Annotated in this window: 29 protein-coding genes; 13 read left to right on the top strand and 16 right to left on the bottom strand. The window is 30.8% G+C overall.

What is annotated here, in order from left to right; all coding sequences use genetic code 11:
- The first annotated feature begins 216 nt into the window (after positions 1-216).
- On the top strand, positions 217-1,923 hold the full coding sequence (locus tag EJ01_RS16820; protein ID WP_052376281.1) for a histidine kinase dimerization/phosphoacceptor domain -containing protein: 1,707 nt from the start codon (positions 217-219) through the stop codon (positions 1,921-1,923).
- 361 nt (positions 1,924-2,284) lie between these two features.
- Positions 2,285-3,505 carry an FprA family A-type flavoprotein gene (locus EJ01_RS15460; RefSeq protein ID WP_048082610.1) on the top strand — a complete coding sequence of 407 codons (1,221 nt, stop codon included), beginning with the start codon at positions 2,285-2,287 and terminating at the stop codon, positions 3,503-3,505.
- Positions 3,506-3,562: 57 nt separating this feature from the next.
- Here EJ01_RS15460 and EJ01_RS17905 read toward each other — a convergent pair whose 3' ends face one another.
- The 3 genes from EJ01_RS17905 to EJ01_RS15450 all read right to left on the bottom strand — a co-directional run bounded on the left by EJ01_RS17905 (position 3,563) and on the right by EJ01_RS15450 (position 4,829).
- Positions 3,563-4,003 carry a ZIP family metal transporter gene (locus tag EJ01_RS17905; protein ID WP_245611239.1) on the bottom strand — a complete coding sequence of 147 codons (441 nt, stop codon included), beginning with the start codon at positions 4,001-4,003 and terminating at the stop codon, positions 3,563-3,565.
- Positions 3,982-4,317, bottom strand: coding sequence for a ZIP family metal transporter (locus tag EJ01_RS17900; RefSeq protein ID WP_245611238.1), 336 nt, complete (start codon positions 4,315-4,317; stop codon positions 3,982-3,984). Before EJ01_RS17900 ends, EJ01_RS17905 begins: the two co-directional genes overlap by 22 nt.
- 62 nt (positions 4,318-4,379) lie before the next feature.
- Complete coding sequence (locus EJ01_RS15450) at positions 4,380-4,829, bottom strand: DUF6884 domain-containing protein (protein ID WP_048082609.1); 450 nt, start codon at positions 4,827-4,829, stop codon at positions 4,380-4,382.
- Positions 4,830-5,173: 344 nt separating this feature from the next.
- Between EJ01_RS15450 and EJ01_RS15445 the strand changes: the two genes are divergently transcribed.
- Positions 5,174-5,617 carry a nuclear transport factor 2 family protein gene (locus EJ01_RS15445; RefSeq protein WP_048082608.1) on the top strand — a complete coding sequence of 148 codons (444 nt, stop codon included), beginning with the start codon at positions 5,174-5,176 and terminating at the stop codon, positions 5,615-5,617.
- Between the two features lie 17 nt (positions 5,618-5,634).
- Here the strand turns inward: EJ01_RS15445 and EJ01_RS15440 are convergent, their stop codons facing one another.
- From EJ01_RS15440 to EJ01_RS17430, 5 genes are all read right to left on the bottom strand, one after another.
- On the bottom strand, positions 5,635-7,827 hold the full coding sequence (locus tag EJ01_RS15440) for a phage holin family protein (RefSeq protein ID WP_048082607.1): 2,193 nt from the start codon (positions 7,825-7,827) through the stop codon (positions 5,635-5,637).
- 99 nt (positions 7,828-7,926) lie between these two features.
- A complete protein-coding gene (locus tag EJ01_RS15435) occupies positions 7,927-8,781 on the bottom strand; it encodes a metallophosphoesterase (protein ID WP_048082606.1) in 855 nt (284 codons plus the stop codon).
- 80 nt (positions 8,782-8,861) lie between these two features.
- Entirely contained in the window at positions 8,862-9,140 is a 279-nt protein-coding gene (locus tag EJ01_RS15430) for a DUF5750 family protein (protein WP_048082605.1), read from the bottom strand.
- A gap of 2 nt (positions 9,141-9,142) precedes the next feature.
- Complete coding sequence (locus EJ01_RS15425; RefSeq protein WP_052376280.1) at positions 9,143-10,114, bottom strand: alpha/beta fold hydrolase; 972 nt, start codon at positions 10,112-10,114, stop codon at positions 9,143-9,145.
- A gap of 401 nt (positions 10,115-10,515) precedes the next feature.
- The gene (locus tag EJ01_RS17430) at positions 10,516-10,692 is read right to left on the bottom strand and encodes a hypothetical protein (protein ID WP_157197656.1); all 177 of its coding nucleotides are present in this window, start codon (positions 10,690-10,692) and stop codon (positions 10,516-10,518) included.
- A 455-nt stretch (positions 10,693-11,147) separates the two neighbouring features.
- Here EJ01_RS17430 and EJ01_RS15420 point away from each other — a divergent pair, with 455 nt between their 5' ends.
- Positions 11,148-11,420: a hypothetical protein gene (locus EJ01_RS15420; RefSeq protein WP_048082603.1), complete on the top strand. Its 273-nt coding sequence runs from the start codon at positions 11,148-11,150 to the stop codon at positions 11,418-11,420.
- A gap of 332 nt (positions 11,421-11,752) precedes the next feature.
- Here the strand turns inward: EJ01_RS15420 and EJ01_RS17425 are convergent, their stop codons facing one another.
- From EJ01_RS17425 to EJ01_RS15415, 3 genes are all read right to left on the bottom strand, one after another.
- A complete protein-coding gene (locus EJ01_RS17425) occupies positions 11,753-11,914 on the bottom strand; it encodes a hypothetical protein (protein ID WP_157197655.1) in 162 nt (53 codons plus the stop codon).
- Positions 11,915-11,976: 62 nt separating this feature from the next.
- Positions 11,977-12,153, bottom strand: a complete 177-nt coding sequence (locus tag EJ01_RS17420) for a hypothetical protein (RefSeq protein ID WP_157197654.1) — start codon at positions 12,151-12,153, stop codon at positions 11,977-11,979.
- A 33-nt stretch (positions 12,154-12,186) separates the two neighbouring features.
- Positions 12,187-12,615, bottom strand: a complete 429-nt coding sequence (locus EJ01_RS15415; protein ID WP_048082602.1) for a response regulator — start codon at positions 12,613-12,615, stop codon at positions 12,187-12,189.
- Between the two features lie 418 nt (positions 12,616-13,033).
- Here EJ01_RS15415 and EJ01_RS15410 point away from each other — a divergent pair, with 418 nt between their 5' ends.
- Positions 13,034-13,483, top strand: coding sequence for a response regulator (locus EJ01_RS15410; protein WP_048082601.1), 450 nt, complete (start codon positions 13,034-13,036; stop codon positions 13,481-13,483).
- A gap of 301 nt (positions 13,484-13,784) precedes the next feature.
- Here the strand turns inward: EJ01_RS15410 and minD are convergent, their stop codons facing one another.
- Positions 13,785-14,582 carry a cell division ATPase MinD gene (gene minD, locus EJ01_RS15405; RefSeq protein WP_048082600.1) on the bottom strand — a complete coding sequence of 266 codons (798 nt, stop codon included), beginning with the start codon at positions 14,580-14,582 and terminating at the stop codon, positions 13,785-13,787.
- Between the two features lie 191 nt (positions 14,583-14,773).
- Here minD and EJ01_RS15400 point away from each other — a divergent pair, with 191 nt between their 5' ends.
- On the top strand, positions 14,774-15,226 hold the full coding sequence (locus tag EJ01_RS15400; RefSeq protein ID WP_048082777.1) for a nucleoside deaminase: 453 nt from the start codon (positions 14,774-14,776) through the stop codon (positions 15,224-15,226).
- A 122-nt stretch (positions 15,227-15,348) separates the two neighbouring features.
- Positions 15,349-16,320 (top strand): ABC transporter substrate-binding protein, encoded by a 972-nt coding sequence (locus tag EJ01_RS15395; RefSeq protein ID WP_052376278.1) that lies wholly within the window; start codon positions 15,349-15,351, stop codon positions 16,318-16,320.
- A gap of 92 nt (positions 16,321-16,412) precedes the next feature.
- Here EJ01_RS15395 and EJ01_RS15390 read toward each other — a convergent pair whose 3' ends face one another.
- Complete coding sequence (locus EJ01_RS15390; RefSeq protein ID WP_048082599.1) at positions 16,413-17,894, bottom strand: MFS transporter; 1,482 nt, start codon at positions 17,892-17,894, stop codon at positions 16,413-16,415.
- 286 nt (positions 17,895-18,180) lie between these two features.
- Between EJ01_RS15390 and EJ01_RS15385 the strand changes: the two genes are divergently transcribed.
- Both EJ01_RS15385 and EJ01_RS15380 read left to right on the top strand, forming a co-directional pair.
- Positions 18,181-19,122, top strand: coding sequence for a hypothetical protein (locus EJ01_RS15385; RefSeq protein ID WP_084689249.1), 942 nt, complete (start codon positions 18,181-18,183; stop codon positions 19,120-19,122).
- Between the two features lie 241 nt (positions 19,123-19,363).
- A complete protein-coding gene (locus tag EJ01_RS15380) occupies positions 19,364-19,615 on the top strand; it encodes a glutaredoxin family protein (protein ID WP_048082598.1) in 252 nt (83 codons plus the stop codon).
- Between the two features lie 85 nt (positions 19,616-19,700).
- On the opposite strand, the gene EJ01_RS15375 is transcribed toward EJ01_RS15380, so the two are convergent.
- Complete coding sequence (locus EJ01_RS15375; protein WP_048082597.1) at positions 19,701-19,979, bottom strand: hypothetical protein; 279 nt, start codon at positions 19,977-19,979, stop codon at positions 19,701-19,703.
- A 152-nt stretch (positions 19,980-20,131) separates the two neighbouring features.
- Here EJ01_RS15375 and EJ01_RS15370 point away from each other — a divergent pair, with 152 nt between their 5' ends.
- Positions 20,132-20,545, top strand: coding sequence for a response regulator (locus EJ01_RS15370; RefSeq protein WP_048082596.1), 414 nt, complete (start codon positions 20,132-20,134; stop codon positions 20,543-20,545).
- Between the two features lie 43 nt (positions 20,546-20,588).
- On the top strand, positions 20,589-21,419 hold the full coding sequence (locus EJ01_RS15365; protein ID WP_048082595.1) for a carbon-nitrogen hydrolase family protein: 831 nt from the start codon (positions 20,589-20,591) through the stop codon (positions 21,417-21,419).
- Between the two features lie 15 nt (positions 21,420-21,434).
- On the opposite strand, the gene msrB is transcribed toward EJ01_RS15365, so the two are convergent.
- Positions 21,435-21,887, bottom strand: a complete 453-nt coding sequence (msrB, locus tag EJ01_RS15360; RefSeq protein WP_048082594.1) for a peptide-methionine (R)-S-oxide reductase MsrB — start codon at positions 21,885-21,887, stop codon at positions 21,435-21,437.
- A gap of 424 nt (positions 21,888-22,311) precedes the next feature.
- On the opposite strand from msrB, the gene EJ01_RS15355 reads away from it, so the two are divergent.
- Positions 22,312-23,037 (top strand): hypothetical protein, encoded by a 726-nt coding sequence (locus EJ01_RS15355; protein WP_048082593.1) that lies wholly within the window; start codon positions 22,312-22,314, stop codon positions 23,035-23,037.
- Between the two features lie 43 nt (positions 23,038-23,080).
- Here EJ01_RS15355 and EJ01_RS15350 read toward each other — a convergent pair whose 3' ends face one another.
- Complete coding sequence (locus EJ01_RS15350; RefSeq protein WP_048082592.1) at positions 23,081-23,650, bottom strand: HEAT repeat domain-containing protein; 570 nt, start codon at positions 23,648-23,650, stop codon at positions 23,081-23,083.
- Between the two features lie 571 nt (positions 23,651-24,221).
- Between EJ01_RS15350 and EJ01_RS15345 the strand changes: the two genes are divergently transcribed.
- The gene (locus EJ01_RS15345) at positions 24,222-24,950 is read left to right on the top strand and encodes a metallophosphoesterase (RefSeq protein WP_048082591.1); all 729 of its coding nucleotides are present in this window, start codon (positions 24,222-24,224) and stop codon (positions 24,948-24,950) included.
- Positions 24,951-25,180 lie beyond the last annotated feature (230 nt).

Genomic DNA, 25,180 nt, shown 5'->3' with positions numbered 1-25,180 from the left:
ACTGATTAATAGATATTGACTTCTTATTATCTGTTTATTTAGGCAAAATAAACAAATAAATAAAAGTAATACAATTTTTAAGTATAAATAATAAATATTGTTTAAAAATAAACTTTTTTATGAATATATGAGTTAAACTAGAGTCACATATCATGTCATACTTAAATAATATAAAAAACAAAGTTTAAAAAAGTTTAAATCGGAGAAAAATATTAAATGAACGTATTTGCATTAATTTCACTGGTAGCCTTTATGGTGTGTTTTTTTCTTGGTAATTTTATTTACCATAAAAATCCAAAAAGCCGGTTAAATACCATAATTGCGTTAACATGTATATTTGTAGGATTTCTCGCGTTTATAGAATTTGAATACAGGCATGCTGAAACCTTTCAGACAGCATTTTTCTGGTTAAAAATCAGTACCCTATGGCCAATAGTGCCTTCCTTACTACTGCATGTCTCATTGATATTTACCAAATCTTCCTATTTAAAAAATAAATTAACCTATCTTTTAATATATCTGCCAGGAATCGCCATTTCTGCAGTTGGATTAACCACTGATTTACTTATATCCGGCGCTTCAAAAGAATACTGGGGATGGACTTACATTGTTCCTGCAGATGCAACTTTATACAACATCATGTCGCTGTGGACAGTTGTTGCAGTGGTTTTAGCAGGGGGAATATGTTTTGCATATTATCTAAAATCATACGATTTAAAGAAAAAACAGGCTAAATACATCCTTGCAGGCCTTTACATACCTTTCTTTATAAGTTTAGCTACAGACTTCATGTTACCAATTGTATTTTTAAGGGTACCTGAACTGACAATGACCACCATGACAATGGGAATCACCCTCATGAGCTATGGAATCTGGAAATATAAATTTCCTGCACTTACTCCTGCTATCGCTGCAGATAGCATTGTGTCTATCATGTCAAACTTTTTCTTTTTACTTGATGATGACATGCGCATAGTAAAGGTTAACCAGGCAACTATGGATCTTTTAGGGGTCGCTGATTCAGAATTAGTTGATAAACCTCTTAACACTGTCTTTGCAGAGGATCAAAAGCCTTTGTTTAAAGAAAATCCATTTAATGGGGATAAAAAATCAATAACTAATATAGAAACCATGTTCAAGGCTAAAAATGGCCACTTAATTCCAGTATTTTTGTCCCTCTCTCAAATTGAAATTGATAACTCCCAAACATTGGGGATAGTTTGTATTGGTAACGATATTACCGATATTAAACTGGCAGAAAATAAAATTAAAGCATCCCTTGAGGAAAAAGGGCTACTTCTTCAAGAAATCCACCACCGTGTTAAAAATAATTTACAGATTATAAGCAGTCTGCTCAGCCTCCAATCTAAATATGTAAAAGATAAAGAAGATCTTGAGCTATTTAGAGAAAGGCAGAGCAGAGTCAGATCAATGGCATTTATCCATGAACAGCTGTATCAATCCTCAGATTTTACAAATATTGAATTTGGAGCATATGTTGAAAATTTAATAAATTATTTGTCCTATTCTTATTCCATAGATCCTTCTTACATAAACTTTAAGTTGGATATTGACGATGTTTCACTGGATATTAATACAGCAATTCCCTGTGGTTTAATCATTAACGAACTTGTAACAAACTCATTAAAATATGCTTTTCCAGCAAACTACTGCAAATCACAGGATAATACAACAAATTTAAATGAGATATATGTATATCTACATTCCTATAAAAAAGATAAATTTATTTTAATTATAAGCGATAATGGCGTTGGATTACCAGAAGACATTAATTATAAAAATAATGGCACCTTAGGTTTATTATTAGTAAATAGCCTTGTCGATCAATTAGATGGGACTATAGAACTTGATAGGACTAATGGGACTAAATTTAAATTAATTTTCAATAAATTAGAGTATTAAGACCAATGCTTATGTTCTTGAGGCTCTTAAATAATGTAATATTTTTATTTGAATATACTAAATCACCTATTTTTTATTTTATATATCAACTAAAATTTAACAGGAAATATTTAATGCTCACGCTATATACATGGGCGAAAGTTAATAGCTAAGCATTTGTTTCAATATAAATATAAATAGAACGTAATATAATCTATTTTTGCCATAATAGCTAAAAAAAGACTTATTATCTTAATTTAATCATTTAATAGTATTCTTTGGCTTTTGTAGATAAAAATATAAGTTAAAAGTTATATAACTTAAATTAATAGATTTAAATATATTTAGAAGTTTCTAAACTTTCGTTTTAGAGGTGTGAAAAATGAAGGCAGATGCAGTCAAAATTAATGATGGTGTATACTGGGTTGGAGTTTTAGACTGGGATTTAAGGAGTTACCATGGATATACCCTAAATGGGACAACATATAACGCTTACTTAATATTTGGAGAAGATAAGACAGTTTTAATTGATAACGCATATCCTGGAACAACTTCTCAGATGTTGGGCAGAATTGAAGATGCCTGTAATAAGGAAGGAAAAGATTTCAAAATAGATATTATAATTCAAAACCATATTGAAAAGGATCATAGTGGTACACTGCAAGAAATGCATAAAAAATTCCCTGATGCACCAATATACTGTACTCAAAAGGCATTAAATGGGCTTAAAATGCATTATTCCCTTGAAAATGTTAATTTTAATGTTGTCAAGACTGGAGATGAGCTTGATGTTGGGAATAGAAAATTAACTTTCATTGAAGCTCCTATGCTACACTGGCCTGACAGCATGTTTACACTGCTCGTTGATGATGGCATACTATTTTCAAACGATGCTTTTGGACAGCATTTATGTTTTAAACAGAGAATGGATGATGAAATTCCTGAATTTGTACTAATGGATGCTGCAAAGAAGTTTTATGCTAATTTACTTACGCCACTATCTCCAATGATACTCAGAAAATTTAAAGAAATTGAAGATCTGGCATTATTGGAAAAAATTGAAACAATTGCTCCTGCACATGGTCAAATCTGGACAGATCCAATGAAGATTATTGAGGCATACAGCAACTGGGCTACAGGTAAATGTAAAAATAAGGTAACTGTCGTTTATGATACAATGCACGGCTCAACACAAAAGATGGCCCATGCATTAGTAGAAGGAATTATGAGTGAAGATGTAGATGTTTTCACCTATTTCTTGCATGAAGACGAACGTAGCGAAATTGTAAAGGATATTTTAGACAGTAAAGCTGTTTTATTTGGAGTTCCTACCATTTTTAACAATCCATTTCCAAGTATTGGAGATTTAATTTATTATCTTGGAAGCTTAAGGTTTGATAGGCCCCAAATTAAAAAATTAGCCCTTATTTTTGGATCCTATGGATGGTCTAAAGGTGGAATCCATAAATTAGCAGATGATATTGAAAACTGTGGATTTGAAATTTTCGATAAACTTGAAGTAAATTTCGTTCCTAAAGGAGAAGAATTAGATAAATGCTATGAAATGGGTAAAAATTTAGCTGTTGAGCTGAAAAAACGCTAGTTAATTTTAAAACAAATTAATTACTTTTTTTCTATTACTTTTTTATAGTTCTATATCTTATCCTATTTTTGAAAGGATAAATGAAACTATAAACCCTAAAACTGTAATTAAACCTGCAAGGTCATGAGTTTCTGAAAAAGCTTCAGGAATCATTGTATCTACGAGCATTGCAAGAATTCCACCTGCTGCAAGCGCTAGAGTTAATGAATTTATACTCTGCGGTAGCTGACTGAATATAGCATAACCTGCCAGAGACGCTAACCCACTGACAGCTGTAATAAGGAGCCACATACCAAATATTGAACCAGGGTTCCACCCTGCATTTTTGATACCGGCTGTACTTGATAAACCTTCAGGTATATTGGATATAAAAATTGCTGCAACTGTCGCAACACTTACAGCACCGCCTGTAATTATAGTAATCCCTATGGCAGTTGATTCAGGGATCCCGTCTATTACAGAGCCCACGACAATAGCTAAACTATTATCTTCAGACATGCCTTTGATTGAACCTGTTTACCTGAACGTTTACGGTGTTTAGCCCCATAGCGCGCAAGATAAATATTTATAACTGTAAAGATTAAGGCCCCCAGAAGAAAACCTGTAACCATGTTTGGGAATCCTCCAAGGGAAAATGATTCTTCCATTAACTCCAAGGAGATTGCTGAAAGTAAAACACCTGCACCAAATGCCATTATAGATGCTACAATACGTTGGGGAATCTTAAATAAATATGCAAACAGTGCTCCAATTAAAAGAGCGGATCCAGCTATTAAACCCCATAATCCTGCCATAATCCATTCGGGTATCATAATATCACATCTTAGTTGACTTATAGTTTTAATGGGTTAATATATCTTTTATTAAACTAAAATTAAAGTGATGCAGTGTTAATTAAACTATTGAGTTTTTTCATCATGTGTCCAATACCTTTGCATCCATTTAACGGATTAAGAACTTCTTTTTCGCTAAACAATTTTTTCATCATGTGAGTATAATAATTTCCACCAAGAATAGTGATTTTTTCGTATTTATCAAGTTCTTTAGACTTTATCTGTAAAAAAAGATTCTCTAATGTAATTGGATTTGATGTTTTATTGTGGAAACATTCACTGTACTGTCCCTGGACAACTTCATCTGGAAATAAAAACCCGTATTTAGCTGATAAAATGCACCATGAACCAAAATCAGCCTTTTTAGCGTATTGCATACATTTTCTGGTAAATGAACCTGTATACAAATTTTCTGCTTTTACAGGACCTTTTTCTGGATTTTCATCCCATATTTTCTTTTTTCCACATGCGATTATACACAGAGATTTCATCATGTAATATTAGAAAGCATATTTAAAAATAGTTTCGCTATATCCTGAAGGTTGTAAAATCGAAGATTTTAACAGCAAACATAACATGTTTGCATGTGCAAAACAATGTATTTAGAATATCGTTGGGTAAACTAAATATTTTTAAGATAACCCATATTTTAAAAGAAGGGTTTATGTGTTGTAGCGAATAGTCTTGTATTTTTTAACATTTTAATATGAATTATAAACCAGTTTAATTCACCCGAATTTAAAATAATGACTAAATTATGCCTCAATTTGCTTAAAATACTCCTATAAATATATATAACAAAGAAAACATAAATATGATAAAGGGTGGCTTAAGTATGAAATGTGAGGAAAACATAGAGCTTGAAGTTATGGGCATGCTTAAAAAGTATGCAAAAGCATATGCAGACAAAGATATTGATGTTATGATGGATCTATTTATAGATGATCCCCATATTGTAGCGATAGGTACTGGAACTGATGAATGGGTTCATGGCCGTGAAGAACTTGAAGAAGGATTTAAACGTGATTTTGCCCAGGCGGATAATATTCAGGTTAAATTTGAAAAGGTCACTATTCAATATGCGGGCAATGTAGCATGGTTATCAGCATTGATGACAATGTACGCCGTGGTTTCAGGAAAAGAAGTACTACTTTCGGGGCGGTTAAGCATGGTTCTTGAAAATAAAGAAGATAAATGGTCATTTGCACATCTGCATTTTTCTTTACCTGCAAATCAACAGGAAGTAGGGCATTCATTCCCAGAATGGATTATAAGTTGATTAATTCAGAGTTTAATTTATAAATTTTCAGTAGTTAACCATAATTCATTTAACTTACTTTTTAAAACACTGTGGAGCTTTTCGGCCCCTATTATTTCTTCTTTTTCTAAATTCCAGCTTGATGGATACAATAAGAAGGGTTTGGACTGTTCACCACCCAATCCTCCATGGCTGCCTATTAATTCTTCAAAAGCAGCTACTTCATTCCTTTGAGCATCATATAAGCTGTTTACCAGAATATCAGGTACATATTTAAAACTGTCTGTTCTTTTTAAATGCAAAGCAGCGTTTTTTCCAAAACCTTTAAGCGGGTTTTCCCCTTCTATCCTGTCATCTTTTAGATAATAGACTCCCTTTGATCCAATTATGAGCGGCCCCTCCTTGCTAGATCGGACCATTATAAATCCAATGCCTTCATGTTGAATTAAACCTGGAATTAACTCAGGAAATACTGCATTAATTTCTTCAAAGGTCATTCTATTTTCCCATTTTTTGAAGTAGATAAGTCCAAGGTTACCTGAGGCAAGTACCGTAACATCAGCTTCTTTATGGGTGATTGGTTTTTCTCGTGGTTTCACTGGAATTTTTAGGGCCTCATTAAATTTTGCCAGCCTTTCACTTATTTTATCATCCTTATCAAGTGATTGCCAGATGTTTCCAGTGAATTCTTTACTGCTTTTAACTGCATTTTCTCTTTTTTCCTTTATCCATTTAGTTTCCTGCCTTTCAATTGACTGCCGGATGTTTCCAGTGAATTCTTTACTGCCTTTAATAGCATTTTCTCTTCTTTCACTTATCCAGCGTTTTCCATCGGCAATGGGATAAGTGATCACCTGGCTGAAGTGGTCTTCATTTGTATCAAATTCATAATATATTTTTAAGTCTTTAGGAATTAGTTTACGCACTAAACCTTCCAGAGTAACTCCGTAGCGCTGTTTAAATGTTGCCCCATTACTTTGCCCATGATCTGAAAGTATCACAAAATGATACGGCCTTGAAGCACTTTTTCTTGCATCATTTAAAAGTAAAAACTGTTTATCTAACTGCTTAAGTGCATAAAAAGCATCACTATCTTTTGTACCGGAGTGGTGTGCTATTTCATCGTAACCTACGTATGTTGCATATACTGCATCAGCCCGACCTGTAAAAATGTCTCCAATAATTGTACTTGTTGTTATTTCGCGTAAAAAAACATTAGCTGTAGCCCTTACAACTAGATAAAGAATGCTGCGGCTCATTCTAGGTTGTATATTCTTTCTCCACTGCCTGAAGCGGGATGCAATTTCCAGGAGGATGTCCCATACCAACAGCACAATGGTACGTGCAAAGTTATATGGGTTGGAATAGAAGAAGTACCATGCCCTCGTATAAAACTTAGACAAATCACTGAGCTTGCTGTAGGTAAATATAGCATTTAATGCATCTCCAGAAAAAAGATTAGATCTGCTCGCTCCATTTATTGCAAGTAATCCATTTCCATCTGATACGCGCTGTTCAAGTAGGGGTGCATCAAATAATCCCGTAGATACCCTTAATTTGTTATCATTTTCCTTTTCAACCCATCTGAAAGCAGGCATATCCTGATTTTTTCCGTGGAGGATACCTGCCTGGGAAGCACCAGTTTGGGAAGAAAGATCAGTTTCCCACTGGAGGATTTTATGGCTCCCATTTTCTATCCACCCCTTAAGTGTGGGCATGTATCCATTATCTAAAGCACTTTGCAGGACAGCTTCTGCCAGACCATCAATTTCTAAAAATATGATACCTGGTTTATCTGAATGATTCTTTTTTGAAAATCGTTCAGTATATCTCTTTAAGACTGATCTATAATAAGATGCCTCATCCCCAATGGTTAAAACTCCAGATACAAGTGTGTTAATAAAAGCTATTCCTAGGGGGGTTAAAACTAATGCTGAGTCTTTTATGGTGATTCCTGGCACAAACAGGCTAATAAACCATATAATCAAACCATTTAAAAGTAATGTACCTACTCCAAACGTAAAAACAAGGAAAGGAAGTGTATAATAAGATAAAAGCGGCCAAAAAATAGCATTTATTATACCGATTAGTGTAACTACTATAAATGCTGTTTCCCAGCTGTTGATACTCAGTCCTGGAAGAAACCATGTCATTAACATGAGCCCTGCCACTTCTGATATCCATAAGACCAATGTACGCCCTAGCCATAGAATGTTCTGGTTTTTATCCATTTTTAACCTCGGATAAATACTGAATACTAAATATTAATATGGATTTTATCTAGTTATTAATCTTGTGAGTTATTAATTATCATGTATTTATTCCTATAGTTATTTGGGTGTTCTGAGTTTTATTACAGTGATTTCAGGTGGACAGTTAATTCTGAGCCAGAATATATTTGTTCCAAGTCCACGGTTTGTGTACTGAACCATATCCCCAACTTTATATTTACCAACTGGGTACTTTAAAAAGTGAGGGCCTCTGATAAATGTTCCAATACCAGGTATCATAAATTGTCCTCCATGTGAGTGGCCTGAAATCTGTAAACTGAATCTCCCTGTTGTTGCACTAATATCTGCAAAGTCTGGTTCATGTGCAAGCAGTATTGCAGGTCCGCAAGAGGGTAATTTATTCATAACCAGATCCAGGCGGTGTTTATTTAATGTGACACTGTCAACACCTGCTACATGCAGTACGGCATCTCCACGTTTTAAAGTATAAACATCATTACTGATGTCTATTATATCGCTTTCTTGCAGTATATTACGAATTTTATCTGCCCCAAGCCAGTGGTCGTGATTTCCAAGGACCGCTAGTGACACATCATTGGGTTGAAGTTTCTTAAGACAGTTAGTTAAGTCATCTACAAGATGATCGATTGCATAAGATACAAAATCGCCGGTTATTGCTACCATATCTGGATTTTGTCGATTGACAAGATCCATGACTCCATTTAGTCTATCTGTTGATATCCACTGTCCTAAATGAATATCCGTAATATGTGCAATGCTGTAACCATCAAAAGAAGGGTCCAGTCCAGGAACTGTTATTTCAACCGGCACTATTTCAAAATGACACGAATCAAATTCATGCATTCCCATCTTTTCCATGGACTTGGACATTGCCCACTGCAATTTTTCGCGTATTTTAAAATCCTTTAGGTCATTTGAAGACGTATCCTTCATTTATCAGTTTCTCCCATAGTAGTGATGATATCAAATATGTAAAATAAAATTTATAAATTAATTTAAAATTCTCAAATTCTTTAATCTTCCAAAAGACTCATTAAATATGCCCACATTTCAATTTCTTCCCTGGCCATAAAGTCTTCACTACGGTATTTTGATTCTTCACTTCCAAATGGATAATATTCCTGGTTAAAATACGCAGTTAAATATAAATCTCCTGATTTATAATCTAATTCTTCTTCAACACGGTTTTTAAGTTTATTTATTGATTCCTCATCGATATCAGTAATTTTATAAGTCACATAGTACTTTTTGGGATCATCTGAAACTCCATAATCAACAACTTTAACTTTCATCTTTAATCCCCAGATTTAGTTAAAAAATCATTAATTACCTGTTCTGCTATTTTTATCTCACTTGATCCCACATGTCCAAGCACAGAATCATATAAAAAAAGTTCAGATCCTTGTATTGATTCTGCAAGAGGTATTACATCAGTATCAGGTGGGAAATACTGGTCCTGATTAATTCCAATTACAAGTGTTCTGGCTTTTATTTTATGCAGTTCTTCGCTTACATCATATATCATAGTAGCTTCATTTTGCCATACTATGTTATTTGCATCAGAATTAGCTCCTTCTAATTCCATTTCATGAATTGATTCAAGAACTTCTTCATTTGAAGAATTTTTATAGTAAGCTGGTGAAAAACCAAATAAATAAAGCATCATCATCGCATTTTGAGGCCCGGTTTGGGGTTTATCCTCATATTTACCATCTAAATAATCTGGATCATTTTTAATGTAATTGTTCATTATAGTAGATAATGCATAATTTTGACCTTTTGATGAAGAGCTTGTAGTGAGAGGTATGATAAAATCCATAAAATCTGGGTATTTTATGGCCCATTGGAGTGCTAGAAAACCCCCCATTGAAGTGCCAATGATACCTTTCAGGTGTTTAATATTTAATTTTTGAGTTAAAAGGGCGTATGATGCATCTACCATATCTTCTACAGTATATTTTGGAAATAGGTGTCCCATGCCTGATGTTGATGGCGATGAGGATCCTGGATTTCCAAGAGATGTAGGGCAGATTACATAATAATTATCAGTATCCATAACTTTTCCAGGGCCTAAAACATCTTTTACACGTTTTACAGATGAGTAATCTCCAGAAGAGCCGTGCAGGTAGACTATTCCATTTATGATATTTCCATTATCATCCAGCTTTTTGGTTCCAAATGTGGCGTATTCTATGTTTAATTCAGGTAAAATTTCACCAGATTTAAATTTAAAGTTCTCTATAGATTCATATTTTGGTTCTAACATGTTATTCCCATTAAAAATTAAGTTTGAATTTTTGTAAAAATAATGATTCATTATTACGTTATTTGATTGCAGAAAACTCTACCTTATGAGTTTTTTAAGATTTGAATTCTACTTGATTATTTAATAATATTATGGAATAGCTAATATTTTATTTTTTCTAAAGCATCAAAGCTTACACACTTTTAGAGTTATATTTGTCAATTGTACATCACATACTTAAATTGGATTCTTATATTAGTTTTATAAAATTAGTTTGGGATAAAAGAAGTGCGAATTAATTATACTTAACTTATATTTCCTTTGTTTAGTTAAATATTAAAAATCAAATTATTGAAAGAATTTACTATCTAATAAATTAAATATTTTCTTAAATGGGAATTACTAATATTTTATTTGTTTATCTAAAGAGTATTAGATACAATTTTTTCTACAGGTCTTGTGAATTCTTCTCCACATTTATTACATCTAAATACTAAGACCTGATTGTATTCATCAAGTCCAATAATGCCTAATTTTCTGGTATCACATCTTGGACAATGACTAATTTCAAAATTGTTTCCAACATCTGTGTTTACCATAATATTACCCCTTTAATTGTCCTTATTTCTCCATGCTCGCCCTAGGTCTTACTAACTTTAAATTAAAAATCATACTGGGCTTATTTATATTATCTGTTAGAGCACTAGTATATTCTTTTCCATAGATATAATTATGTTACTTTCCATAATTCCTGTTTCTAAATAAATTTAAATTTTCGTTTTAAACATAGAAAAAGACATTTTAACCATATTAAATATATTTAGTATAATTTAAGGCGCTAATCTGGAAAATTTTACAAGTACAGTTAAGATATTGCAAATAATTAACATTTTAAGTATTTACATTCTAAAGTGATGTAATGATGTCTAAAATAATAATAACGAAATATAACATTTTTAATGGATAAAAGACAGAATTATAATTGTATGTATGGAAATGCAGCTGGATAAAAAAAAATATCCACTTCATTAAAATAAAAAAGAGGAGAAAAAGCATGGTATCTGCAAAGTTTTATGAGAAATTAATGAAAATATCTAAGGTAATGGAAGAAGAAGGTGATGGAATCAGCTATATCCGAAATGAAGCTGATAATTACACTATTGGAACAAGAAAATATAGTGAAAAAATTGCTAAATACCTTGATGAAACAGTTGGAACATGGGAAGGCAGCGAAGCTCACGTGAAAAAAAAGAAATCTAGAGGAAACAAACAGGAAAAACCAAAAAAGGTGGGCTACCTCTGGAAAATTCCAGTAACTGAAAGTTAATTATTAAATATCTCAAAGGAAATTAACTTTAAATGGTTGAAATTGAATTATTGCCCCTAAACCAAATAAATCCAATTTCTTATTCCTTAAATATAGATTTTATCATGAATAAAAACTTAAAATACATTTAAAGAATATAATAAGTTTCAAGACAATCTAATTTCAAAAAATATCCAATCCGAGATTTATAATCTCTAATTACATATTTCTTTTAATTCAGAATCTTTTATTCAATCTAATTTTTCTAAATTATTAATTTATTTTAAATTAACTTAAAAAAACAGCAGATGAATCTACCAATTAAATAGAAAAGAAATTTATTTTTTAATTAATTAATATTGACTATCATCTATAGTCCATCCACAATCTAAACATTTTAAATACTCTTTACCATTTTCAGAAGCCCTATAAAACATTAAATTTTTACTTCCATATCTATCATAAGGTACAAATGTATCCGGATTTTCTAAACTTACAACGGCCTCAATGTACATCTTCCCCTAATTTTAACTTGGGTATGATGGTCTAAACATATCGTACGTCCACAGTAGGGCATTTAATGTTTTGCAGATGTTTTGGATTGAGTTGTATTAACGTTTTCTGTATTTGAGTGGGTTGTATTTACTGTTTCTGTATCATCTTTTGATATATTTTGTTCTGAATTAGAAGTGCATCCACTTAAAGCTACAATTGCCACCAATAAACAATTCCTATTATTGATTTTATTTGACATTTCAATCCATTTTTATTATTTGATTATTTTTTTTCAAAAATTTAGCCAATACTTTTCAATATGATGTAAGAGTATATTATACTCATCAAAACATAATGGTTTAATCATAAAGCAATTAGCTTGTAGTTTACATGCTTTTAAAAAGTCTTCTGGATTATGTGATGTAGTTAAAATAATTACAGGTAAATCTTTTAATTTACCATTGGTTTTTATTTCTTTTAAAACTTTAAACCCATCAATTAGTGGAATATTTAAATCAAGTATTATTAAATCAGGATCTGCTTCATTTTGATATTTTTCTTTTTTATTTAGATATTTTAAAGCTTCAATACCGTTTGTAATTGAATTTATTTTTGTCTTTGTTTTAAATTCTTTGAATATTTCCTTTATCATCCTTATATCCATATTATTGTCTTCAATTAATAAAATGTTAACTGGTTCGTCATTTGCTTTAATATCCATTTATTTATCTCCATTTTTAATACAGAGATCAGTTAGTATCTTATTGTATTTAATAATTACTCCGATACTTATTTTATTATTTAAATTGGTTATTCTATTAATAAACAAGATTTAATAATTTAATAATTAAATTAACTCCATAAAATACTTTTAAATGCTTTTAAATTGTTTTTAAAGGATCAATTACGCGTATTACTGATCAATTATTTGCAATAATTAATTTATTCTGTTACAAATGGTAGATTTAAGCAAATAAATGATGGTAACTTATTAAATTATTATAAATTTAAATATAGGAATTAACACATGTTTTAAAGGATTAATTAAAATCCAGAAATTTGTTATGACATAATAAGTATATAAATTAGTAACAAGGGCTAAAATATACTTAAATTAATAAAATTAGGAGGGATAATGTATGAATACAATGGGACTTACTGAAATATTATTGATCGAAGATAATACAGATGAATCAAAATTAATAGCTAAAATCTTAGACAAAAATGCAAGTAATATTCATATTACTCAGATTGAAGACGGATTAAATGCTATAAATTATTTACATAAAAAAGACGAGTATAAAAATTGTAAAACACCTTCTTTAATTTTATTAGATTTAAATTTACCTGGTAAAGATGGGCGTGAACTACTTAAAGAAATTAAAACAGATAATCAATTAAAACATATTCCAGTAATTGTTTTAACAAATTCTAATGATGATAAGGATATACTGGAGTCATATGAACATTATGCCAATGCTTACATAATCAAATCTACAAATTTTGATGATTTTAGTAAAGATATGGAAGTTTTTAAAGATTACTGGATTAATAATGCTATTTTGCCCCTTTTTAGGGATTCAAGTTGATTTTTAAACACTATTTTTTTCACATGTTTTTCAATTTTTGTATTTAATAATGTAAATACAATAAAAACGTAAATAGTTGTATTATCAAATTAATTGGGAGGCATAGATAGAGTTGACATGAAGGTGGTTTGAAGTGCCACTATGCCTCCCTTAATATAAATTAGTAATAAAATATATAATCCTTTTGTTTAATTAAAGGTTTTAATATCCAATTTTTGTACAAAGAGGGCCCCATATATCTAAAAAACATCTAGAAAAGATAGTGATCTAATAAAAAATCAAAAAGAAAAATTATAAAAAATTAAGATTTGTTTACATTTAAATATTTGCTGAAAACAGTCTGGAAAAATTTAGAAACAATTCCTTTACTTGATAAATCATTTTCAAGGCTGTATTTTCCAATAACTCTTGAAGCAAGCCCTAAAATTAACTTTGATGTATTTGATTTGGGATTTTTTTCTAAAATCGAATTTCCTGATGCAGATGCTATATTTAATTCTTTATCTTCTGGAATGATTGCAATTACGGGTATGTTAAGGATAGTCTGGATCTCATCAGGAGTTAAAAATTCTTTACCACTTCTTTCTTTGTTAATAACCACCCCAAGTATATCCATTCCTATTTTCTCTGCAACAATTTTTGTCTTTAAAGCATCACTTAAAGAAGTAATTTCTGGAGTTGTAACAAGAACCAGTTCATTTGAAACCTGTAGTGCTGCCAGTGCATCCCTTTCAAGCCCGCCGGGTGCATCTATAAGTAGTATATCTATATCTTCGGTAAGTGTTTCCAAGACTTCTTCAAGTCTTTCTAGTTTCATGTCTTTAAGACCGTAAAGTGAGAGTCCTGCAGGAACAATTTTTACTCCGCCTGGGCCTTCATATATTGCATTATGTATCATATCTCTTCCGGCCAGGACATCCTGTAAGGTCACTGGTTGATTTTCTAAACCTAGAATCAATTCTAAATTAGCCATTGCAACATCTAAATCAAGGACTACAACTTCTTCTCCCTGAAGAGACAGAGCTATTCCAAGATTAGCTGCTATGGTTGTCTTTCCGACCCCTCCTTTTCCTGAAGCCACTACTATTACTCTCGCCATTCTTCCACCTAACATTAGATTAATAATCTTACATAACTACTTGTACTCACAATCATTTATCGATGATAAAGATTAATGTGCTTATTTTCACAATAATAAGTGCAAGTATAACATTATTAAAATAGTATTAAATCAAAAAATAAATTAGAGAAATACTAATAATTACTCTTTATGGAGATGAGTTCTTGATAATGGAAAAGGATCATAAATTCATGAATGAAGCAATTATAGAAGCAAAAAAGAGCTTGAAAGAAGATGGAATTCCAATTGGTGCTGTTTTAGTTAAGAATGGTGAGATAATCAGTAGGGGACATAACAGATTGCTGCAGAAAGACTCTTCAATTTTGCATGGAGAAATGGACTGTATTGAAAATGCTGGAAAACTAAAAGGAGAAGATTATAAAAGCTGCATACTTTATACCACTTTATCCCCATGTGAAATGTGTTCTGGAACAATATTACTTTATAAAATTCCAAAGGTTGTAATGGGAGAAAATAAAACACTTAAGGGACCGGAAGATTATTTAAAAGAGAACGGTGTTGAATTAATTAATTTAGATTTAAAAGAATGTAAAGATATTATGAAGGAATTCATTAAAAGAAATCCTGAAATTTGGGATGCAGAAATAGATAGGGTAATTTAAGTTTCAAGATATTTATATTTCAAGGCATATAGACTCCTGTAAATAACAAAAACTATTAATTTTATATTAATTCTTCCTGCTCCTGCGTAAATATAATATATTTTAATATCAAAGCCATAACCATGAATAAAAAGATATGGGCTTTAATAATCATTTTCTTAGTTGCAGCAACTGCATATGGGACCTATAATTACATTGTAACTTCACAGAAAACCATTGTTGTTGGATATCTACAAAGTGATCATGATTCTGCACTATTTGTAGCAAATGCAAAGAATATGTTTGAAAAAGAAGGATTAGTAGTCAGTTTAGTCCCCTTTAGATCAGGCCCAGATCTTATAAATGCAGCCAATTTGGGCAAAATAGATATTGGTTATTGTGGAATTGCTCCTGTAACACTGGCCATAAATAATGGAACGCCCATTAAAATCGTTGCATCTGTAAATCAGGAAGGAAGTGGGATAGTAGTAGGAAATAATACAAATATAACTAATATCTCTGATTTAAAAGGTAAAAGTATAGCAATACCTAAAGTAAACTCAGTACAGGATGTTTTATTGACTTACTGGTTGTCCCAATATAATATTAGCAGAAATGAAGTAAATATAACTGAATCAGAAGTACCATTTATGCCAAGATCTTTACTATTTAAAAAATTTGATGGATATGTAGCATGGGAACCTTATGTATCTGTTGCAAGTGTAGAGGGTGATGGAGAAATACTTACTTATTCCAAAAAGGATAACTGGAAAAATTTCCCATGTTGTGTTGTAATAGCTACAGACAGCTTTATAACAGATCAACCCGGTGCTTTAAGAAAATTTCTAAAGGTACATGTAGAAGCAACTAACTATGTAAATTCACATAATGATGAAACTGCGTTGATTGTCTCCCAAAAGCTTGGTACAAGTGTTCAAATTGAAAAACAATCGTTAAAAAATGTTGCATTTAATACACCGTCTTCTAATGAATTTAAGAAAAGTGTCTTTAAGTTTATAGATATTCAAAAGCAGTTAGGCTACATAAAGAATAATGTATCAAACGTATCTTATTTTAATTTTAATTTCTGGCCTACTAAATCATCAGGTTTTTAAGTTCACGCTTTTTAAAGGCCCTTTAATTTTATACTTTTAAATTCTTTTATCTCCTAAAGATCTGAATTTATAAAAATAGAAAAGATTCATATCTATGGTAACCCTTCTTTATATTTTTTAAATGAGTCTAAGTCCACTAAGTAGTCTTCATCTTCTTCATAATCCTTGTTTTCTTTTGTTAATATACTGAATATAAGAATTAAAACGCTCATTGCTATGCCCAGAATGAATGCATTTTGAAATCCATTTAAAAGAATTCCAACAGGAGCACTGAATTGAAATGCACCAGTAGAAGGGACTCCTATTAGATCAGTGATTTCATTACTTATTGTAGTAACGAATATTTCATTAAAAACAACAATTCCCATTACAAGACCCATATATCTAGCTGTATTTAAAAGACTGGAAACAGAACCTACTTTTTCTTTGGGACTGTGGCTCATCACTGTTTTGTTGTTTGCGGGGGTAAACATACCCTCTGAAAGTGCCCTTATTCCAAGCGCAGCGAATATAAATAGTATTCCTACGGTTTGATTTAAACGATATAATAGAATAATAGCCATGATAAGTGTTATACATGCAATAATAGTTGGTATACGTGATCCAAAGTTATCAGAGATATATCCAGATAAAGGTCCTATAAAAATAACTACAAGAGATGGAATCAAAATTATAAGACCTGCAAAATCTGAAGAATAACCCATAATAAGTTCAAGATAGAAGGGTAGAAGATAAATTGTTCCAGTAAGGACAAGAGTTGCTATAAATCCTGCAAGAAGGGAAAGAGTAATATAAACATTTTTTAAAATGGAAAGATCTAGTAGAGGCTCAGGATGTTTTAATTCCCATATAACAAAAGTAATTCCCAGGATCAGGGATATAACAAAAGTTATAACTATAGATGGTAACCCCCATCCAAGACTTTCTCCTATGTTAAAAGGCATAATAAATGTTAAAATAGTTAAACCTATTAATAGAGAGCCAATAACATCAAATTTAACATTTTGGACTCTTGTTTTCTGTGAAGGGAGTACTTTAACAGCAAAAATAGTTGCAATTATACCCACGGGCACGACCATTAAAAAAATCCAGTTCCATCCCATATATTGTGTTACGTATCCCCCTACCCCATATCCTGATGAAAGGCCAAGGGTTGTGGTGAGCGAAATATAACCAAAAACTTTTCCCCTCATTCTAGGAGGAAATACTGTTGATATAATTGCAGGCACCATAGAAAGCAGCATTGCAGATCCTATGCCCTGTATTATCCTAAATATGATTAATGAAAAAAAATCGAGAGATATACCACAAAAATAGGATCCAATAGTAAATATGGAAATTCCCATTACAAAAATTTTTTTATAACCTGTAATATCACCTATACGTCCAAAAACGAGTAAAAAGCTTATAAGTGTAATAAGATGAATAATTATTATTAATGAAACCATATCGGTACTTATATCTAAATATTGGGAGATGGTAGGCAATGAAATGTTTACAATACCTGCACTAAATGACCATAAAAACATTCCAAGAGCCAGAGTAAATATAATCCAGTTTAATCTGTGTTCCAAAAAATATTCCTCCGATATTTAAAATATCACTTTAAAGGGTATAAACCTTATTAAGAGGTTATGCTAAAGTTTTAATACTTTTAATGTTTATTTTAGAGCCTAAATGCTTAAAAAATGAGTTTAAATTAATTAAATCCCTAAAAAAAATAATATGTCAGACTAATTCAATTATTTTACTACCTAAACCTGATATTTTTGATTATTTGGATAATGCTGAATTTTAAGCCCTTTAAAATTTCTCAATTTCCTGAAAAATATAAAAATAACTTCCAATAAATAAAAAATAGTGCCTGATTATTATTTAATATGCAAGAAGTGCAATGGATATTATAAACTTGAAGAAAGTGAGTATGAAGACTGTATTCAAAATCTGGGATCTAATGGTCAAAAAAATTCAGTCTTCTGCAGTTTAAACTCATGCAGCGTATGTGGTGGAGACCTAATATTAGTTGAGGATATCTACGACTATTACCAATATCCAGAAGAAAATGTGACTAAGAGAAAAACCAGTTTAGGTAAAATACTCTTTATTTTAGCTGTTTTATGCATTTTAACCTCTTTAATAATAATTCCAAACAATATTTTCTCAAATTTATTAGGTTTGCACAGTTCGATAACTCCTGATCATTCCTTTTTAGGTTCAAATAGCAAAGGATATGTAACTAAAGATGTTTACTCTAATTATGGTTCATCTGGCCCTAAAATAGCTATCATAACAGGGATGCATCCTCGGGAAATCTCTGCTAAAACAGTTGTACCTAAGGTCATAAAATCATATGTGGGCAAACATAACGTCCAAATTGTAAATTATGTGATAAACGTTACCAGCAGCCCAAATGATTATACCATAGGTCGTTATAATGGTGAAGGGCTTGTTGCTCAGTATGTGGTCCCGGATATTAAAAAGTCAGATTATGATCTGGTGATAATTTGCCATAATCATAAATATGGCTACGGTAATGGATATTATATAGCCACACCCACTATGGACTCAAAATCAGTTAATCTCGCAGAGGCTATCAAAGATATCTTGCCTGATTTCAATTATTATCCAAGAAACACAGATGAAAAAGCAGAAAGTACATCAATTAATGATGTTGACAGCCCAATAACGGCTACAGGAACTCCTGTATTTGTCTACGAGATTCCAGAGTGGGAAAAAAATTCTGACGTTTATTCCAATTCAAATAGATTAATTGATGCCTGTTTTAATTTTTTAAATAGATGACCTGTTTTTTTAGATAATTCAGCTTAATAAAGCTTATAATTTAATTTTTTAGATAAATAATCCGTTTTTTTGGATAATGCAGCTGAAGATAAAAGTTTTTCAATTTGACACCTAACATAAATAATAAATATCATATATTAAATAATAAAATAAACATAGAATTAAAACAATCATATGGAGTTTTTATATTTATATGCCCTCCCTAAAATTGATTTAAATAAATAATACTGGAGGTAAAATTATGGAAAAAGTCAAAATGTATACTTTAAGCACCTGTCCATGGTGTAAAAAGACAAAAGAATTCTTTAAAGATCATAAAATACCTTTTGAATATACGGATTTTGATTTAGCAGATGATAAAGAGCGTACAAAAATACTGGAAGAAATGCGTGAATATGGTGCTAATGGATTTCCTTTTGTAAAAATTGGAGATAAAGTAGTCGTAGGGTATAAACCTAACGATTATTCTTATTTAATGGGATTAAATGACTGATTAAACTATTTTTTAAATCTTATTTTTTTTCCACATAATGATTGAATTAAATCTAGATATATTTCATTTTATATTTTAAAACTTTTTATAACCCCTTTTCCTGTCTGATTATTTTACCTTTATCTATCATCTTCTCTAGATAATCCGTTACAAAATTGAATAATGTACCTTTCCTATCGTTTTCTGCTAAAAAAATAATTATATTGGCCATTTCTTTAGTAAATTGAAAAACATTAGTTAAATCACCTGAATTTTTAATTTCAAGTATATAATTATCAACAGTTGATTCAATTTCTTTAAATTTCCTTAACTCCTTTGATGAACTTTCTAAACTACTTTTATTCTCCAAATCCCGATTATTCATACCATTACCTCCAGTAAATTTAATTTCCAGTTTAATAACCATACATAAAAAATTCTAAACTTATTATTAATAAACTGATATAGTGTTAATAAAGTATATCAGTATTGAAGTATAAAAAAGTGCAAGGGGGAGTACAACTGTTAGGCGACTATGTGGAAATTTTATTGGTTGAAGATAATGCGGCTGATGTACGCTTAATAAATGAAATATTTAAGGATTTTACAACACTGAATAAAATGCATGTTGTAAACGATGGCATAGCAGCTATGGATTTTTTACATAAGAAAGGAGAGTATAAAAATGCTCCTCGGCCAGATCTGGTGTTGCTTGATCTTAATCTACCGCGCAAAGATGGCCGCGAAGTCCTTGTAGAAATAAAGGAAGATGAAAATTTAAAATCTATTCCAGTTATAATTTTAACCACATCCAGTGCTCCTGAAGATATTTCTGAAACATATAACTATGCTAATTCTTTTATAACCAAACCTGCAAATCTGGATAGCTTTATTAAAGTTTTAAAAAGCCTTGAAGATTTCTGGATAGATATGATAAAACAGTCATCATAACCCCAATTATTAGAATTTTTTAAAAAAATAAGTCAGTGATTAAATGAAAAACCAGTTTAAACTTGCTTTATGCCAGATGAAAGTCATTGATAATAAAGATTCTAATATAAAGAATGCTTTAGATATGATTAAGACTGCAGCTCTAACTAAGAGTGATCTGGTAATCTTACCTGAAATGTTCAATTGCCCCTATGATAACGATAAGTTCACAGAATATGCAGAAGAAAAGAAAAACAGTAAAACGCTTAAATCAATTTCTAAAGCTGTAAAAGACTTAAATATTTATATCATAGCAGGTTCAATACCGGAATTAGATGGGGACAAATTATACAATTCCAGTTTTATATTTAATAGAAATGGAGACATAATTGGATCTCACAGAAAAATGCACCTTTTTGATATTGATATTCCTGAAAAAATTAGATTTAAAGAATCAGAGACATTAAGTGCAGGAAATCAAATAACCGTTATTGATACTGAACTCTGCAAAATTGGAGTAGCAATATGTTATGATATAAGATTCCCTGAACTTTCAAGACTTATGGCATTAAAAGGGGCAGAACTAATTGTCATACCTGGAGCATTCAACATGACCACTGGCCCTGCACACTGGGAAACTTTAATTAGGGGAAGAGCAATCGATAATCAGCTTTATGTAGCTGCTGTATCGCCAGCTAGAAATGAAAAACTTTCATATGTTGCATATGGTAATTCAATGGTTGCTGATCCATGGGGCAAGGTTTTAGCTAGAGCTGGTGAGAAAGAAGAAGTAATTTATGCTGATATAAACTTATCAAGGGTTAAAGAAATACGTGAAGAATTACCCTTATTAAATGGCAGACGTGAAGATATCTACAGTTTAATAAAAAAATAAAATAAAAATAGGGATTTATCTTTTAACAAATTTTAAAGATGCTGAATTCATACAGTATCTTTTTCCTGTTGGCGGAGGGCCGTCATCAAAAACATGGCCCAGATGAGCGTCACAAAGGGCACATAAAACTTCAGTTCGAATCATGTTATAGCTTTCATCTGTTTCTGTTTTCACATTTTCTTCTGCGATAGGTTCCCAGAAGCTGGGCCAACCAGTTCCTGATTCAAATTTTGTTTTGGAGTCAAACAAATCAATTTCACAGCACACGCACTTGTAGATTCCATCTTCATGACAATCGTGATATTTTCCAGTAAACGCCAGCTCAGTGCCTTTTTTCCGTGCTACATCAAACTGCTGGGGAGTAAGTATTTCTTTCCACTCGTCATCAGTTTTTTCTACTTTTTCCATCAGTTCTACTTTTCCAGTTTTAGATGAATAAATCCTGATTTTTTCTGGATCAGTTTTCATATCTTTTTATATAGTATGTTTATATCTAAATAATTTATAGTGAATTACCAAAATTTAGATTAATTGATCTAAAAAAATGTATTTACATGGTTTAAACCTCCAAAAATATTGAAAATATTTTTGCGGTTCAGGAAAATCAGAATGAATTTCCTTCAATATATTCAATCTAAATTTATCTGTCAAAAGCTTAAAGAAAATCTGCGATTTTTTTACGCCTACAAAAACCAGAGGTTTTTGTGGCCGAGGAAATAAATTTCCTCAGGCGTAGAAAAATGTATAGCACTCGAAAATCTACGATTTTCGGATATATCTAAAATTAAGTGTTTAAAAAGTTACTTAATTCACTATATTATCACTGTATTTAATCAGTTTAATCTAAAATAACTCAAAAGTTATATATTAGAAGTTAATATATTCACATCCAATGAAAAATATCCCTGTTTTATACTGCAAACTTAAAAAATATGAAAGAACATCAAAGGCAAAGTCTGAAGATGGTAGTAAAAAGATTACTCGAAGGTATATGATACCTGTTAAAAAAGAGCAGATAGAAGGTACTGATTTTGAAAATGTTGAAGATATTGTAATTTTAAGTAAAGCAGATTTCGAGCAGGAATTTAATGGTTCACAGGATGTAAATTCTAGTATTAATGAACTGAAACAGTCATTAAACGAAAAAGATCAAGAAATTCTTAATTTAAAAGAACTGTTATCCTGCAAAGATCAGGAATTGATGGAACAGGATCAAAAAATAAAAAATCTCAATGATTTACACGAAGTACAGATAGAAGAACTTCAGTTAGACATTAAAAAGATTAATGACGGCTATCAAGCTGAAATTGAAATGCTCAATAAAGATATAGAAGAACTTAATGCTATTTATAATCAGTATAATAAGTTAAAAACCGTAAATAAAGAGCTTGAAAGAGAAGTTAAAAGATTAACTGATTTACGCACCCTTGAAAAAGAATCTTTGAGGCTCAAAATAAATGAAGTTGAATTAACCAAAGATGAATATGATAAACTAAAGAAAAGTCACGAGCTGCTCTGGGGTGTGGTTCAGGAAAAGGATAATGTTATCAAGGAGCTTGAAAAGGGCAGTATCATGGGTAACATTTTTAAAAAAATTAGAAAAAAAGACGGAACTTAATCCGCAGAAAATATCATGGTTAAAAAAAATAATTTAAGTAAAATTATTTACCTATCTTCTTTAAAGCTTTGTTTGCAACTTTTTTAAGGTCTTTATCTCCAGTAGCAGCCCTTCTTGCTTTTTTAATTGGATCTATAGCTCTTTCATCACCAAGATCACCAAGGGCTTTAAGTGTAGCTACTTTAACACCCCAATCTTCATCGGTTAATGATTCAACAAGAGGTTCCAGAGCTTTTTTATCCCCTATTTCCCCTAAAGCCTTTGCAGCAAATTTTCGAACCGCAAAGTCGTCATCATTTAAAACATCAATTAAAGTATCAACAACGCTGACATCACCAATGTCTTTAAGTGCAAGGGTGATGTATTTTTTTATTTTTCCTTCGTTATCATTTTTTAAAGCTTCTATTAATGGATCTATCGCAGGATTCCCTATTTCCCCAAGAGATTTAGCGGCTTGGAACCTAACTGTAGGGCTTTCATCGTTGAAAGCTTCAATAAGAGGTTCAATTCCATTTGAATCTCCTGATTTACCAATTTCTTCTGCTGCTTCCTTTCGCCTTTCTACATCGCCATCTTTTAAATTTTTTATGAGGGTATCAATTTCACTCGCCATATAAATCACCTTTATTTATAGTAAATTATTAAATAGTACATATTCATTTTATTTAATCACAATAAGGTTTAAACCACTCAGCTGTAATCAATTAAAATTTATTCCATCTATAATTTAAATAAATTATGTTATTCACCTTTAAAAATGTCTTGCCTATAAAAATTAGTTATATAATCTGCGGTATGTGATTAGTTATGATCTTTACAATTTATATTAAATTCTTGATATATGCACAGCATAGTTATTTAAATGAGGTCAAAATTTATTAAAATTAACGCTTGGAGTATTGCGCAACTGTTACTAAATTATTATGTATTGGCTAAATAAATGGAATTTTTTTAAACAATTTCAACCTAAATTAACCAGTAAATACGTTAATGAAGTATAAACCAGACACTTGATAATATACATGAGCGAAAATTAATAGTTTTGAGATACGTGGTATATATGTAGTAAAATATATTTACTTCATTATACAAGTTAATGTACTTATCAATTATTTTTAATATATTCATAGAATGCCAAAAAAAATATTTTTTTTAAAATCAGGATCAAAATATCAAAGATTTACATGAAAACTAATGAAATATATGGTGCAGAAATTGTTGACTCAGCTCTGCTTATTAAAGACTGTTTAATCATATCAGACATCCATCTGGGTTACGAATACGCTTTAAATAGAGAAGGCTTTATGATCCCCAGATTTCAATATAAAAAAATTATAGCTAGACTTAAAGAAATAATAGGCGCTTCAAATGCCAGTAAAATTATAGTTAACGGCGATTTAAAACATGAATTTGGTAAAATCAGCAAACAGGAATGGGATGAAGTTATGGACTTCATTACATTTCTTAAGGAAAATTTTGATGAAATAATTCTAATTAAAGGAAATCATGACAATTTTACAGGGTTTATAGCTGAAAAGTGCGATCTAGATGTATATGAAAATTACTCAGTAGAAAATTACATCATAATGCACGGCGATAAAATACCCCAAGGTTTTGAGAAAATTGAAGAAAATACTGTAATTATTGGCCATGAACACCCAAGTATTGGACTTAGAAGCGGAGAAAGGGTAGAAAAAGTAAAATGTTTCTTAAAGGGGAAAGTAAATGACAAGAAGTTTATAGTAATGCCTTCTTTTAACTTTATAACTGAGGGTTCCGACTGCCTGCAGCAAAAAACTATTTCTCCATTTCTAAAAGATGTTTCTTTAGCTGATTTTGAAGTGTTTGCGGTTGAAAACTTTGAAGTCATGAATTTTGGGAAGATAAAAAATTTATTGAATATAAAAATATAACCAAATTAATTATAAAATAAGAATGAATTAATGCTTAATTAATTCTTATTTTGAGTAAATTAAGGTCAAAAGGATTAAAATGATAAAAAGACAGGAAAAGATTTATAAAGACACTGAAATTAGAGTAGATCGTTATTTTTTACCAGTTTAACTTAAAATTAAGTATTGAAAAAAAATAGTAACATATAATTCATAAAATATTATAACTGATATATTTTATCTCAAAATTA

Origin of the sequence: Methanobacterium veterum (assembly GCF_000745485.1) — an archaeon.
Classification (GTDB): domain Archaea; phylum Methanobacteriota; class Methanobacteria; order Methanobacteriales; family Methanobacteriaceae; genus Methanobacterium_D; species Methanobacterium_D veterum.
The sequence above is the reverse complement of the archived record's forward strand: the minus strand, read 5'-3'. Positions and strand labels throughout refer to the sequence as shown.

Coding starts and splice junctions, on each gene's coding strand:
- EJ01_RS16820 (WP_052376281.1), top strand. CDS start 217: ATGAACGTATTTGCATTAATTTCACTGGTAGCCTTTATGGTGTGTTTT.
- EJ01_RS15460 (WP_048082610.1), top strand. CDS start 2,285: ATGAAGGCAGATGCAGTCAAAATTAATGATGGTGTATACTGGGTTGGA.
- EJ01_RS17905 (WP_245611239.1), bottom strand. CDS start 4,003: ATGTCTGAAGATAATAGTTTAGCTATTGTCGTGGGCTCTGTAATAGAC.
- EJ01_RS17900 (WP_245611238.1), bottom strand. CDS start 4,317: ATGATACCCGAATGGATTATGGCAGGATTATGGGGTTTAATAGCTGGA.
- EJ01_RS15450 (WP_048082609.1), bottom strand. CDS start 4,829: ATGAAATCTCTGTGTATAATCGCATGTGGAAAAAAGAAAATATGGGAT.
- EJ01_RS15445 (WP_048082608.1), top strand. CDS start 5,174: ATGAAATGTGAGGAAAACATAGAGCTTGAAGTTATGGGCATGCTTAAA.
- EJ01_RS15440 (WP_048082607.1), bottom strand. CDS start 7,827: ATGGATAAAAACCAGAACATTCTATGGCTAGGGCGTACATTGGTCTTA.
- EJ01_RS15435 (WP_048082606.1), bottom strand. CDS start 8,781: ATGAAGGATACGTCTTCAAATGACCTAAAGGATTTTAAAATACGCGAA.
- EJ01_RS15430 (WP_048082605.1), bottom strand. CDS start 9,140: ATGAAAGTTAAAGTTGTTGATTATGGAGTTTCAGATGATCCCAAAAAG.
- EJ01_RS15425 (WP_052376280.1), bottom strand. CDS start 10,114: ATGTTAGAACCAAAATATGAATCTATAGAGAACTTTAAATTTAAATCT.
- EJ01_RS17430 (WP_157197656.1), bottom strand. CDS start 10,692: ATGGTAAACACAGATGTTGGAAACAATTTTGAAATTAGTCATTGTCCA.
- EJ01_RS15420 (WP_048082603.1), top strand. CDS start 11,148: ATGGTATCTGCAAAGTTTTATGAGAAATTAATGAAAATATCTAAGGTA.
- EJ01_RS17425 (WP_157197655.1), bottom strand. CDS start 11,914: ATGTACATTGAGGCCGTTGTAAGTTTAGAAAATCCGGATACATTTGTA.
- EJ01_RS17420 (WP_157197654.1), bottom strand. CDS start 12,153: ATGTCAAATAAAATCAATAATAGGAATTGTTTATTGGTGGCAATTGTA.
- EJ01_RS15415 (WP_048082602.1), bottom strand. CDS start 12,615: ATGGATATTAAAGCAAATGACGAACCAGTTAACATTTTATTAATTGAA.
- EJ01_RS15410 (WP_048082601.1), top strand. CDS start 13,034: ATGAATACAATGGGACTTACTGAAATATTATTGATCGAAGATAATACA.
- minD (WP_048082600.1), bottom strand. CDS start 14,582: ATGGCGAGAGTAATAGTAGTGGCTTCAGGAAAAGGAGGGGTCGGAAAG.
- EJ01_RS15400 (WP_048082777.1), top strand. CDS start 14,774: ATGGAAAAGGATCATAAATTCATGAATGAAGCAATTATAGAAGCAAAA.
- EJ01_RS15395 (WP_052376278.1), top strand. CDS start 15,349: ATGAATAAAAAGATATGGGCTTTAATAATCATTTTCTTAGTTGCAGCA.
- EJ01_RS15380 (WP_048082598.1), top strand. CDS start 19,364: ATGGAAAAAGTCAAAATGTATACTTTAAGCACCTGTCCATGGTGTAAA.
- EJ01_RS15375 (WP_048082597.1), bottom strand. CDS start 19,979: ATGAATAATCGGGATTTGGAGAATAAAAGTAGTTTAGAAAGTTCATCA.
- EJ01_RS15365 (WP_048082595.1), top strand. CDS start 20,589: ATGAAAAACCAGTTTAAACTTGCTTTATGCCAGATGAAAGTCATTGAT.
- msrB (WP_048082594.1), bottom strand. CDS start 21,887: ATGAAAACTGATCCAGAAAAAATCAGGATTTATTCATCTAAAACTGGA.
- EJ01_RS15355 (WP_048082593.1), top strand. CDS start 22,312: ATGAAAAATATCCCTGTTTTATACTGCAAACTTAAAAAATATGAAAGA.
- EJ01_RS15350 (WP_048082592.1), bottom strand. CDS start 23,650: ATGGCGAGTGAAATTGATACCCTCATAAAAAATTTAAAAGATGGCGAT.
- EJ01_RS15345 (WP_048082591.1), top strand. CDS start 24,222: ATGAAAACTAATGAAATATATGGTGCAGAAATTGTTGACTCAGCTCTG.